The 11,754-nt window shown below is 52.7% G+C and carries 13 protein-coding genes and 1 other RNA gene; 6 read left to right on the forward strand and 8 right to left on the reverse strand.

Annotated elements, in window-relative coordinates; genetic code table 11:
• Nucleotides 1–548: anthranilate phosphoribosyltransferase (gene trpD / locus AC128V_RS04570; protein WP_482763505.1), on the reverse strand; the 548-nt coding region annotated here is incomplete at its 3' end.
• A 104-nt stretch (nucleotides 549–652) separates the two neighbouring features.
• Here trpD and ctaE point away from each other — a divergent pair.
• Genes ctaE through qcrB form a run of 4 tightly spaced genes read left to right on the forward strand, consistent with a single transcriptional unit; the run spans nucleotide 653 to nucleotide 4,771 of the window.
• Entirely contained in the window at nucleotides 653–1,279 is a 627-nt protein-coding gene (gene ctaE, locus AC128V_RS04575; protein WP_482763506.1) for an aa3-type cytochrome oxidase subunit III, read from the forward strand.
• Entirely contained in the window at nucleotides 1,279–2,076 is a 798-nt protein-coding gene (gene qcrC, locus AC128V_RS04580; RefSeq protein ID WP_482763507.1) for a cytochrome bc1 complex diheme cytochrome c subunit, read from the forward strand. Before ctaE ends, qcrC begins: the two co-directional genes overlap by 1 nt.
• Before the next feature lie 11 nt (nucleotides 2,077–2,087).
• Nucleotides 2,088–3,116 (forward strand): cytochrome bc1 complex Rieske iron-sulfur subunit, encoded by a 1,029-nt coding sequence (qcrA, locus tag AC128V_RS04585; RefSeq protein WP_482763508.1) that lies wholly within the window; start codon nucleotides 2,088–2,090, stop codon nucleotides 3,114–3,116.
• Nucleotides 3,116–4,771 carry a cytochrome bc1 complex cytochrome b subunit gene (gene qcrB / locus AC128V_RS04590; RefSeq protein WP_482763509.1) on the forward strand — a complete coding sequence of 552 codons (1,656 nt, stop codon included), beginning with the start codon at nucleotides 3,116–3,118 and terminating at the stop codon, nucleotides 4,769–4,771. Before qcrA ends, qcrB begins: the two co-directional genes overlap by 1 nt.
• A gap of 111 nt (nucleotides 4,772–4,882) precedes the next feature.
• On the opposite strand, the gene ssrA is transcribed toward qcrB, so the two are convergent.
• From ssrA to AC128V_RS04625, 7 genes are all read right to left on the reverse strand, one after another.
• Nucleotides 4,883–5,254: a transfer-messenger RNA gene (ssrA, locus tag AC128V_RS04595) on the reverse strand.
• A gap of 75 nt (nucleotides 5,255–5,329) precedes the next feature.
• On the reverse strand, nucleotides 5,330–5,881 hold the full coding sequence (locus AC128V_RS04600; RefSeq protein WP_482763510.1) for a cysteine hydrolase family protein: 552 nt from the start codon (nucleotides 5,879–5,881) through the stop codon (nucleotides 5,330–5,332).
• 7 nt (nucleotides 5,882–5,888) lie between these two features.
• On the reverse strand, nucleotides 5,889–6,302 hold the full coding sequence (locus tag AC128V_RS04605; protein ID WP_482763511.1) for a cytochrome c oxidase subunit 4: 414 nt from the start codon (nucleotides 6,300–6,302) through the stop codon (nucleotides 5,889–5,891).
• Nucleotides 6,302–7,993 carry an aa3-type cytochrome oxidase subunit I gene (gene ctaD, locus AC128V_RS04610; RefSeq protein WP_482763512.1) on the reverse strand — a complete coding sequence of 564 codons (1,692 nt, stop codon included), beginning with the start codon at nucleotides 7,991–7,993 and terminating at the stop codon, nucleotides 6,302–6,304. The genes AC128V_RS04605 and ctaD overlap by 1 nt, the downstream gene beginning before the upstream one ends.
• 5 nt (nucleotides 7,994–7,998) lie before the next feature.
• Nucleotides 7,999–8,853, reverse strand: a complete 855-nt coding sequence (gene ctaC / locus AC128V_RS04615) for an aa3-type cytochrome oxidase subunit II (RefSeq protein ID WP_482763513.1) — start codon at nucleotides 8,851–8,853, stop codon at nucleotides 7,999–8,001.
• A 78-nt stretch (nucleotides 8,854–8,931) separates the two neighbouring features.
• Entirely contained in the window at nucleotides 8,932–9,273 is a 342-nt protein-coding gene (gene erpA / locus AC128V_RS04620; RefSeq protein ID WP_482763514.1) for an iron-sulfur cluster insertion protein ErpA, read from the reverse strand.
• A gap of 28 nt (nucleotides 9,274–9,301) precedes the next feature.
• A complete protein-coding gene (locus AC128V_RS04625; RefSeq protein WP_482763515.1) occupies nucleotides 9,302–10,705 on the reverse strand; it encodes a M20/M25/M40 family metallo-hydrolase in 1,404 nt (467 codons plus the stop codon).
• A 35-nt stretch (nucleotides 10,706–10,740) separates the two neighbouring features.
• Between AC128V_RS04625 and AC128V_RS04630 the strand changes: the two genes are divergently transcribed.
• Nucleotides 10,741–11,283, forward strand: coding sequence for a DUF3043 domain-containing protein (locus tag AC128V_RS04630; protein ID WP_482763516.1), 543 nt, complete (start codon nucleotides 10,741–10,743; stop codon nucleotides 11,281–11,283).
• Nucleotides 11,284–11,305: 22 nt separating this feature from the next.
• The coding region (locus tag AC128V_RS04635; RefSeq protein WP_482763517.1) for an aldo/keto reductase at nucleotides 11,306–11,754 on the forward strand (449 nt) is incomplete at its 3' end.

Here is an 11,754-nt window from a genome sequence, read left to right on the forward strand (position 1 = left end):
GGTCCTAAGAAGTTGAAGGTGGTTGGAACTCCCAGCTGCTTTCTTACCGGCGCGACGAAACGCATAGCGGGGTGGAAAACCGGTGCAAAGAAGAAAGTGATTCCCACTTCTTTGAAGACCTCTGCCACCTGCACAGGTGCCAAGTCGAGACGAATGCCCAAAACCTCAAGCATCTCGGAAGATCCGGTCTTGCCCGATGCTGATCTTGAGCCGTGCTTTAGCACTGGAATTCCAGCAGCTGCGGTTACAACGGAAGCCATTGAGCTGATGTTCACAGTTCCGACCAGGTCTCCCCCGGTTCCGACGATGTCAACCGCGTCACTACCGGTGTTGAGCAAAACTGCGTTTTCAAGCATGACGTCAACTAAACCGGCAAGCTCGGCTACGGTCTCCCCCTTGGAGCGCAAGGCCATCATGAAGGCGCCGATTTGCGACTCAGTTGCCTCTCCCGACATGATTTCGCGGAGCGCCCAGCCTGCGGCAGTTCTTGAGAGGTCCTCCCCCGCTAAAAGAGCGCTGAGAGTGGTTGGCCAGCTTTGTTCGGTCATGTCAGCAGTCTATCGAGGCAATTTATGCTCAATAGTCCAAAAATTGTTCGAAATTCCCTTGTTACAGCAGGCATCGACCGGGGTTGGTGGGGTAAACTCTAGGTATGTCTGCAACCACTTTGCCCGCCGTGCACGGCGGGACCATCAATAGGCCAAACGCCACCAGCGTTGGCACAATCGTCTGGCTTGGTAGCGAGGTTATGTTCTTTGCTGGCCTCTTCGCAATGTACTTCAGCCTTCGCGCTGGTGCTCCAGACCTTTGGGCTAGTGAGACTCAGATTTTGAACGTGCCATTCGCACTTGTAAACACCTTGATCCTGGTTGCAAGCTCGTTTACCGCTCAGTTCGGTGTGTTCGCGGCAGAACGCATGCAGCCAAGACGCACCGGTTGGTCCCCTGCGAAGTGGGGCATGGTCGAGTGGTTCTTCCTAACCTACGTAATGGGCGCAATTTTCGTTGCAGGTCAGGTTTGGGAGTACGCAACCCTCGTTTCTGAGGGTGTGGCTCTGAACTCAAACTCTTACGGCTCTGCCTTCTATATCACCACCGGCTTCCACGCTCTGCACGTGACCGGCGGATTGATCGCATTTTTGCTTGTTATTGGTCGCGCCTACGCAGCCAAGAACTTCGGCCACAAAGAAGCCACTAGCGCCATCGTGGTTTCTTACTACTGGCACTTCGTCGATGTGGTGTGGATCGGACTATTCGTAGTCGTCTACATCTTGAAATAATGGAGAAACTGTTGAACCAGGAAAAGCCGATGCGCCGTCGCCCTTGGGCGATTGGCTTCGTAATCTTTCTAGGGCTATTACTGTCCGGTGGCGGCTACGCAGCTGCAACCAACGTGGTGCAGGCTGAGGTATCAAGTGCTGACCAAGTTGCCGAGGGGCGCAAGCTCTTCTTAGCAAACTGTGCCAGCTGCCACGGATCAAATGGTGAGGGCGCAATTGGCGGCCCAAGCTTGATCGGTGTCGGAGCTGCATCGGTTGACTTCCAGGTTGGTACCGGTCGCATGCCTGGTCAGGCATCTGGCCCTCAGCTATACAAGAAGCCCGTTCAGTTCACTGAAGAGCAGATTTCTGCAATGGCCGCCTATGTTGCCTCCTTGGCTCCTGGCCCTGCAATCCCAGATGCGGAGTACCTGCGCACCACGGGTGAAGACATTGACATGACTCACGGTAGTGAGCTGTTCCGCATCAACTGTGCGATGTGCCACAACGCCGTTGGTGCAGGTGGAGCACTAACCCAGGGTAAGTTCGCGCCTGCACTTGGCGGTGTAACCGAGAAGCACATCTACGAGGCGATGATTACCGGTCCCCAGAACATGCCAGTTTTCAACGACGCAAACCTAACCCCTGAAGACAAGCGAGACATCATCGCTTATTTGAAGTATGTGGAAGAAGCCGAGTCTGTTGGTGGTTATGAACTTGCGTCAATCGGTCCGGTGGCCGAGGGTCTATTTGTTTGGATCTTCGGATTGGGCTTCATCATTGCAATCACCGTATGGCTTGGCGCCAAGGCTAATTAGGGAGAATTCGAATGAGTGAAATCGAGAAGGTTTACCCAGCGGGTCTTGCAACAAACATTCAAAAGCCAATTTCAGACCCAGGAATTGAGCCTCACCGCGTTCGCATGACGGACAAGAGCGAAAAGGCCGCCAAGGGAGCCGAGCAGCAGATTGCTGTGATGTTTGGAATCTCAATCGTCGGCGCGATCATCGCCATCTGGGGTTTCTTCGCATTTCCAATTGCAGATTTAGCTGACACTAGAAACAACACCCTCTGGATGGGCATCGGCATGGGGCTGAGCCTTTTGGGTATCGGTTTTGGTGCTGTGCACTGGGCCAAGACCCTGATGCCAGACCACGAAGTTGCTGAGGCTCGGCACCAAGCTCGAAGCAATGACGAATCTCGTGCCAAAGCTATTGAAATTATCAAGACCGCAGATGCTGAGTCGGGCTTTACCCGTCGCAAGCTAATTAGACGTTCGCTATACGGAGCGCTCGCAGTCTTCCCAATCCCAGCTCTTGTTATCTTCGGAGATCTTGGCCCTCAGGTTGGAGACACCCTGAAGCACACCATCTGGAAAAAGGGTGTTCGATTGGTTCGTGACTCACACGAGGGCGGCACCGCAATCAAGGCTTCCGAGGTAACTATTGGATCGGTTTTCCACGTGGTTCCAGAGAATCTAAATGACATCGAGGATCACGCTGAGAAGCTAAACCAGAAGGCTAAGGCAGCGGTACTATTGGTCCGCGTTGAACCTTCTGAACTTAAGGAAGATCCTGCCAAGGCTTCTTGGAGCTATGACGGAATCGTCGCTTACTCCAAGATTTGTACCCACGTGGGTTGCCCAGTAGCTCTTTATGAGCAGCAGACCCACCACCTTCTCTGCCCTTGCCACCAGTCCACATTTGACCTAGCAGACCACTGCAAAGTCATCTTTGGACCGGCGTCAAGGCCTCTCCCCCAGTTGGCTATCGAAGTTGACGCTGAGGGATACCTGGTCGCACAAGGCGACTTCACCGAGCCCGTAGGGCCATCATTCTGGGACATAAGGCAGTCGTAATGAGCACAACTACTGAACAAAAGCCAACCACTTTCATCGGTGGAGCGGCAAACTACCTTGATGAGCGTCTAAGCCTCGGAGGGGTTCTAAAGAACTTCGGCCGCAAGGTCTTCCCGGATCACTGGAGCTTCATGCTCGGTGAAGTGGCGATGTACTCGTTCGTGGTGCTGCTTATCTCTGGTACCTTCCTAACCTTCTTCTACCAGCCATCCATGGCTTCGGTCCACTACGAGGGAAGCTACGCACCGCTAAAGGGTGCTGAGATGTCGATTGCCTACGCATCGAGCTTGGACATTAGCTTTGACATCCGCGGCGGCCTACTAATGCGTCAGGTTCACCACTGGGCAGCTCTGTTGTTCGTGGCAGCTGCAGGACTTCACATGCTTCGCGTCTTCTTCACCGGCGCATTCCGTAAGCCTCGCGAGCTGAACTGGTTGGTTGGATTCTTCCTATTCCTTGCTGCTATGGGTGGTGGATTCACCGGTTACTCCCTTCCTGATGACCTGCTATCAGGTAACGGACTTCGAATCATCGATGGAATGCTCAAGGCAATTCCATTTATTGGACCATCAATCTCTTCAGGCCTTTTCGGTGGCGAGTTCCCTGGTGACGAGATCGTTGCGCGCCTCTACAGCCTTCACATCATGATCATCCCAGCGCTGATTATCGTGTTGCTGGCCGTGCACTTGATGATGGTCATCATCCACAAGCACACCCACTACTCGGGTCCTGGAAAGACCGACGAGAACGTCGTTGGCTTCCCACTGATGCCGGTATACGTTGCCAAGGCTGGTGGATTCTTCTTCCTAGTCTTTGGTGTACTGATGGCGATTGCAGCCACCTTCACCATCAACCCAATTTGGAACTACGGTCCTTATGACCCATCTCCAGTTTCCGCTGGTACTCAGCCTGACTGGTACATCGGCTGGCTAGATGGTGCTTTGCGTCTTGCGCCTTCCAGGCTGGATGTTGAGCTACTAGGCGTCGTGCTACCGTTTGGCGTATTAATTCCGTTGGTTATCTCACTTGTGTTCCTTGGTGTCGTCGCCGCCTACCCATTCATTGAGAAGTGGGTAACCGCAGATGACCGTGAGCACCACGTGCTTGACCGTCCACGTAACGCACCAACCAGAACCGCTATCGGTGCTGCTGGAGTTATGTTCTACGCAGTGCTGTGGGCTGGTGCTTCTACCGACTTGATCGCTACCAACTTCCAGATGAACCTGAACCAGGTGCTTACCAGCATGCAGATTCTGCTCATCATCGGACCGGTAATCGCCTACTGGGTAACCAAGCGTGCCTGCCTTGCACTTCAGCGCAAGGACCGCGAGATCGCGCTACACGGTCGCGAGACTGGTCGAGTAGTTCGTTTGCCACACGGTGAGTACATCGAGGTTCACGAGCCGGTAGATAAGTACGAGCTATGGAAGCTGATTGACTTCAAGGACTACCAGCCAACCCTTGCTCGTCCAAACGACCAGGGCAAGATCACTCTAGGCAGCAAGATCCGTGCAGCACTCTCGAGCCTTTATTTCGAGGACCGAATTGCGCCGGTGTCAAAGGCCGAGTACGAACTTGCACACGCTGACCACTCCCCTGCCCCAGCGGTAGAGAAACCAAAGCGTAAGCCAAGAGAATTGGCTTCAAAGAAGTAATAGCTTCAACAAAAAACCCCGATCAATTGGTCGGGTTTTTTGCTGCGTTGTGATCAGTCAATAGAGAGAGTTAAAGGCAAAAGCCCCGAGGTATTAGCCCGGGGCTTTCTAACGTGGAGATGGGGGGAATTGAACCCCCGTCCATTGCAAAGATTGTGACTCTTCTACGGGTGTAGCTTCATAAGTCGTTCTACTCGGCCCCTGAATTTGTCTGAAGCAACTACGCAGACAGGCCCAGTCACAGTAAAAGTCCCGATTGAGCCTGTGACGCGCTCAACCAGCAAGATTTCTAAATGACGTCTGGGTCTAGGACGAAATCAAACCTAGTCAGACGGACTTCGGGGCTAGCTTATGCGGCTAGGGCGAAGTCGGCGCGCTTTGTATTGGCACCTATTGTTTTGCACAGATCGTTTACGAGATAACTGTGCATCCTCGACCCGCTTCATTCACGCAAACACTGCAGTGTCGAAACCGATCATCCCCATGTTTAGTTTTGTAGTAACGTCTTGGACTTGCCAAGGCCACCATACTAACAGCACCGGCTGACAGTGCGCTGAGTTAGAACTGCTGCAAGGCCTGCGCGGTAGTTAGAACGGTCGCAAATTCGCGATCCAGGTTTCCAGCTGTCATCCGCATCACATCGGCCGCGCTGGTGACTGAACCGTCTGAATGCTTGAGATCAAAGGCGTCTGTTGCATCAATTACAAAACTGGTCTGGTAGCCAAGGTTGCCAGCCATCCGGGCAGTTGTTTCACAGCACTTGTTGGTCGTGATACCGCAGATAACGATGTTTCTGTAGTTACGCTTTGCTAGCCAAAGGTGGAGATCAGGAGTTCCGTAAAAGGCAGAGTTCACGGATTTCTGGATTATCGCGTCCCTTGAGCCCTCAAGGAAAGGTTCGAGGTTATTGCCAGGACTACCCGAGAAAAGCGGAGAGTCAGGATGTTTGGAATTGTGCTTTACAACGACTATCGGGAGCTTCTTGCTGCGCCAGTGCTCCACAAGGCTCTCGATGTTGCCTAGCGCCGCATTGTTGCCATTAGCACCCCAGATCGGGTCACGGAAGCCCTGTTGGACGTCTATGACGATAAGTACTGGGTCTGCGCTCAAGGTTTACTTAGTGAGCGTGTGCGCCGCGGTTGTACTCGTAAACAAAGCCAACCAGCGCCACCATTGCGAATGGGAAGGCTATGAAGAACAGCCACCAGCCAACGGCCAAAGATGCAAATGCCATGGCGCAAGTAATACCAAGCATTAGTGGCCACCAGCTCCAAGGCGAGTAGAAACCGACCTCGCCGGTCTCGTCCTCGATGTTGCCCAATAGGTTGTCTTCGGGCAAGGTTCCGGAGCGTTTCATGCCGGACCAGAGGTAGTAGGCGATGAACACGGCGAGGATTACCAGCAGTGCCATTGCAGCGGTACCAATTGGCTCAACCTGGCCAAATTCCAGGTGGCTCCAGATTCCATAGGCAATGTCAGCAACTGTGAAATATGCCGCCATCACCAAGAGGATGACAATGTTGGAACGCATTAGATGCGGCCCTCCTTGGCATAAGATTCCTTGGCCTCGGGAGAGGCATACTCAGGGTGGTTCAAATCAAATGCAGGCGACTCCGAACGAATCCTAGGAATCGAGTGGAAGTTGTGACGAGGGAATGGTGAATCAGTTGCCCACTCCAATGACCTTCCGTAACCCCAAGGGTCCTTCAGCTCAGTCTTCACGCCCTTGCGAGCGGTAACCCAAACATTCCATAGGAATGGAATCATCGAAAGCGCGAGGATTGCAGCACCAAGGGTTGAAATGATGTTCATCTCAGCGAAGCCATCTTCTGGGAGATAGGTAGCGTAACGACGAGGCATGCCAATTACACCCAACCAGTGCTGGATCAAGAACGTGACGTGGAAGCCGATAAACAGCAACCAGAAGTGAATCTTTCCTAAGCGCTCGTTCAACATCTTGCCGGTGAACTTTGGCCACCAGAAGTAGAAGCCGGCAAACATCGCAAAGACCACGGTTCCAAAGACCACATAGTGGAAGTGAGCAACCACGAAGTAGCTGTCAGAAAGGTGGAAGTCCAAGACAGGAGAGGCCAGGATTACACCGGTGAGACCGCCGAAGACGAAGCTAACCAAGAAGCCCAAGGCAAACAGCATTGGAGTCTCGAAGGTAATTGATCCCTTCCACATGGTTCCAATCCAGTTAAAGATTTTCACACCGGTGGGGACCGCAATCAACATGGTTGTGAATGCGAAGAATGGCAGTAGCACCTGTCCGGTGACGTACATGTGGTGGGCCCAAACCGTCATCGAGAGAGCCGCAATCGAAATCGTTGCGTAAACCAAGGTCCGATAACCAAAGATTGGCTTTCGGCTAAACACCGGGAAAATCTCGGAAACAATTCCAAAGAACGGCAAGGCCAAGATGTAAACCTCTGGGTGACCGAAGAACCAGAACAGGTGCTGCCACAACATGGCTCCACCGTTCTCTGGATCAAAGATGTGAGCCCCGAACTTACGGTCGGCACCAAGAGCAAACAGCGCTGCCGCTAGCGGTGGGAAACACATGATTACCAGAATCGAAGTCACCAGGGTGTTCCAGGTGAAAATCGGCATGCGCCACATCGTCATACCAGGAGCTCGCATGGTGATGATGGTTGTGATGAAATTTACACCACCCAGAATTGTTCCGAATCCGGAAAGCGCTAGACCAAAGACCCATAGATCTCCACCAATTCCCGGGGAGAAAGTGGTATTTGAAAGCGGTGCGTAGGCAAACCAACCAAACGAAGCCGCACCCTGAGGGGTAAAGAAGCCGGAAACAGCGATCAAGCTACCGAAATTGTAGAACCAGTAGGCGATTGCGTTTAGTCGCGGGAATGCCACATCCGGTGCACCAATCTGGACCGGCATCAAAACGTTTGCGAAACCAGCGAAAAGCGGTGTTGCAAACATCAAAAGCATGATGGTTCCGTGCATTGTGAATAGCTGGTTGTACTGCTCTTTGGAGGCGACAATGTCTAGTCCAGGCAGGGTGAGCTGGGCACGAATGATCAGGGCCATGACGCCACCGATCATGAAGTAAATAAAAGACGTGATCAGGTACAGGTAACCGATCTTCTTGTGGTCGGTGGTGGTTAGCCAGTCAACCAAGATTTGACCCTTGGAGCGCTTAGGGGTAAAAGAAACTGGATTCGTAAGCGTCGGAGTGAGTGTGGTTGCCATTTGCCTTATCCCCTTGCCCCTGGGTTACCACCCGGAAGGTTTTGGTTTCTGTCGTAATCATTTGAAAGCTGACCAACGTTACCCTTGGCTGCTAGTTCAGCAATGTGAGCCGCATACTCTTCTTCAGATACGACCTTGACTCGGAACAACATCATTGAGTGGTACTCCCCACAAAGCTCGGCACACTTTCCTGCGTATGTTCCCTCTTTGGTGGGAGTGAAATACATGTGGTTAGTCAGACCTGGGAACATGTCCTTCTTGTACAAGAAATCAATCACCCAGAAGGAGTGGATAACGTCGCGGGAGCTCAGGTCAATCTTTACGGTCTTGTTGACCGGAAGATACAAGGTTGGAAGAGTCTCTGAGATGTTCTCTTCTTCGCCGGTGAACTGCGCTGCGATGCCGGAGTCAAAGACTTGCTCATTGACGTAGTTGAAGTCCCAGCTCCACTGCTTAGCAATGACCGCGATAGAAATGTCCGGGTTTTCGTTCTTAGCCTCAATGGCCTGCATGTCGCGGGCGGTAAAAGCGAAGAATCCCAAAACTAAAATCAATGGCACAACGGTGAAAAGAGTCTCGATTGGCATGTTGTATCTCAGCTGCGCTGGCATCCCGGTCTCGCCCTTGCGACGACGGTAGACAACCAATGCCCATGCCATCAATGCCCAAGATACGAATCCAACCAGCAGTAGCACGATCCAAGACGTGGTCCAAAGTCCAATGATTCGATCGGTGTGATTGGTAACGCCAGATGCGTCCGGCAGGAAACCACGCTCAAGTTGAGGGCTGCAGCCGGCTAGTAATAAAACGCTTGCTATAGAAGTGGCCGCCAGGGCTATTCCACGACGATTCTTACTCAATGAGACATCCTTAAACACTGCAGTATTGTCTCTAATTCTATCCCGCCGGGAGGGAGAATCTGCTGTGTTTACGCGCTTTTAGCTAAATGAATCTCCGCAAGCGCAGCTACCAGCGGCGTTTGGGTTGTCGATTGTGAAGCCTTGTTTTTGGATTGAGTCCTCAAAATCAATGGAAGCGCCGTCCAGATAAGGAACGCTCATCTGATCAACCACTACCTCAACACCGTTGTACTCAACTACTGCGTCAACTTCTTCAAGCTGCTCGTCGAAGAACAGCTGGTAAATCAAACCAGAGCAGCCACCAGGCTCAACTGCAACCCTCAGGCGCAGGTCGTCGCGACCCTCTGCAGCCAATAGCGCTTTAACCTTTAATACCGCGGTGTCGGTTAGCTTCACTCCGTGAGCTAGTACTTCGGTCATTTTGCCTCCAAGTTTGTATCTAGTTTAACTAATCTCGGGTCAGTTGATTCCCATGCAGCAAAAGCAATGCTTCCGCGGTCATGGCGCGCTTGAGAGTTGGCAGGTGCTGCGACTCGTTTGGCGAGTGCGCCCTTGAGTCTGGCTCTTCGACTCCGGTGACCATGATTTCCGCATTTGGGAACATCGATGCGAAGGTCGAAATGAACGGTATAGAGCCGCCAACTCCAATGTTTACGGACTTTTCTGGCCAGGCTGCGCTGAAAGCTTCATGGGCCAAGGTGGATCCCCAACCTTCCTTTGCCAAGTAACCAGGACCCTTTTCAACCGCACCTAGCTCAACATGAGCTCCAAATGGCGCGTGATCCAAAAGGTGTTGTTGCAGCAGCATAAGTGCATCTTGCGGGTTTTGGTCCGGTGCAATTCGCATTGAAATCTTGGCGCTGATTGACGGCTGAGCGGTATTTGAGGAAAGCGCAACCGTTGGTGCATCGATACCGATGACGGTGATCGCCGGTTCACCCCAGGTTTGCTGAACCAAAGACTTGGTACCCATCGGCTTGACGCCCGCTAAAAGTCCAGCCAAGGCTGAGAATTCTGCTTCCTCAAGCGGTAAATCGTCGCACTTGGTTGAACGCAAGCCTTTGACAGCGACATCACCAGCATCGGTGGTAAGAGTTGCGAGGAGTTTGATCATGGCCGTCATGGCATCCGGCAGCGGTCCGCCGAACATGCCGGAGTGAACCGCATGGTCAAGGGTCTTTACAGTGAAAACCTGCGAGACCACTCCCCTGAGGCTGGTAGTTAGAGCTGGAATCTCTGTTGACCAGTTGGCACTGTCAGCCACGATGATCAGGTCTGCAGCTAAATCTTCACGATTTTCCGCCAAGAAATTGTCAAATGATTCCGATCCCGCCTCTTCTTCGCCTTCGATAAAGATCGAAATCCCAAGATCTACTTCGCTAGCAAGCGCTTGCAGCGCACGAATGGCATAAAGGTGAGTAATAATCCCGCTTTTATCGTCAGAGACCCCGCGACCAAAAAGTCGATCACCCTTCAGGGTTGCGGTGAATGGGTCGGTCTCCCAAAGAGCACTATCCCCCGGTGGCTGGACATCGTGGTGTGCGTAAAGCAAAACGTGTGGGCGGACTGGCTTGCCAGCGCGTCTAGCCAAAATGGCAGGTGAACCCATTTCGCCATCTGGCTTTGGTGCACGACGAATCTCCACCCAGTCAAAAAAGCCAAGATCCGAGAAGTACTTGGCAACCAGTTCGGCTGATCTTTCGAGGTTGTTGGCATCAAATGCCTCCCAGGCAATACCTGGAATCTTTACCATTTCGCCCAGTTGGCCAATGGCCTGAGGGAAGGAATCACTAATAAAGCCCGCAACTGGTTCAACAAGTGCTGGGTCAAGTGGTCTAGATGCAAATGTCATGCCGCTAATCTAGTGGCATATCTCGAAAGGCGATGATGAGCGAAAACCGCACTCCAGGAGCAAAAAAGGGTCAGCCCACCCCGTCTCGCAAAGAGCAGGAGCAGGCGAGAATCCGCCCGCTAGTTGGAGACCGCAGCAAGGAAGCCAAACGTGCCGAGCGCCAGAAGGTGAACGAAGAGCGCACCAAGGCTCGCGAAGGAATGATGGCAGGCGACGAGCGTTATCTGACACTGCGTGACCGCGGCCCGCAGCGTAAGTATGCGCGCGATTTGGTCGATGCTCGCTTCACCGCTGGTGAAATGGTGCTTCCAGGTCTATTCCTTGTGGTGCTTGCAACATTTATTGACTCCTATGCGGTACAGCTGATCACCCTGTTTGCGATGTGGGGCTTGTTCGGAATAGTGGCTATCGACGCATGGTTTGTGTCTCGCATGGTCAAAAAGCGTGTCGCCCACAAGTTCGGTGCTGACCGCATTGAGGGTGGCTTGGGCTGGTACGGAGCTATGCGTTCGATACAGATGCGAGCGCTTCGAATTCCAAAGCCTCAGGTTGCTCGCTTAACAAAATTAGAGAAGTAAAGAACCCAAAGGGAGCTCGAAAATGCAACACCGCTATTTAGGAAACTCCGGCCTTAAAGTCTCCGAGATCATCTACGGAAACTGGCTGACCCACGCATCTCAGGTGGCGGATGAGCAGGCAATCAGCACGGTACGAGCTGCCCTCGAAGGTGGCGTTACTACCTTTGACACTGCTGATGTCTATGCCAACCAAGCCGCCGAAACTGTTTTGGGCAACGCCCTAAAGGGTCAGCGCCGCGAGGGCCTAGAGATTCTGACCAAGGTTTACTGGCCGGTTGCTGCCAAGGGCCCAAATGACACTGGTCTTAGCCGCAAGCACATCATGGAATCCATCAACGGTTCCCTGAAGCGCCTTCAGACCGACTACGTCGACCTGTATCAGGCTCACCGCTTTGACTACGAAACTCCGCTGGAAGAAACCATGCAGGCTTTTGGAGACCTGGTTCGCATGGGCAAGGTGCTTTACGTCGG

The sequence above is a fragment of the Aquiluna sp. genome, from assembly GCF_965064355.1.

Coding starts and splice junctions, on each gene's coding strand:
- qcrC (WP_482763507.1), top strand. CDS start 1,279: ATGGAGAAACTGTTGAACCAGGAAAAGCCGATGCGCCGTCGCCCTTGG.
- qcrA (WP_482763508.1), top strand. CDS start 2,088: ATGAGTGAAATCGAGAAGGTTTACCCAGCGGGTCTTGCAACAAACATT.
- ctaD (WP_482763512.1), bottom strand. CDS start 7,993: ATGGCAACCACACTCACTCCGACGCTTACGAATCCAGTTTCTTTTACC.
- AC128V_RS04605 (WP_482763511.1), bottom strand. CDS start 6,302: ATGCGTTCCAACATTGTCATCCTCTTGGTGATGGCGGCATATTTCACA.
- qcrB (WP_482763509.1), top strand. CDS start 3,116: ATGAGCACAACTACTGAACAAAAGCCAACCACTTTCATCGGTGGAGCG.
- AC128V_RS04630 (WP_482763516.1), top strand. CDS start 10,741: ATGAGCGAAAACCGCACTCCAGGAGCAAAAAAGGGTCAGCCCACCCCG.
- AC128V_RS04625 (WP_482763515.1), bottom strand. CDS start 10,705: ATGACATTTGCATCTAGACCACTTGACCCAGCACTTGTTGAACCAGTT.
- ctaE (WP_482763506.1), top strand. CDS start 653: ATGTCTGCAACCACTTTGCCCGCCGTGCACGGCGGGACCATCAATAGG.
- erpA (WP_482763514.1), bottom strand. CDS start 9,273: ATGACCGAAGTACTAGCTCACGGAGTGAAGCTAACCGACACCGCGGTA.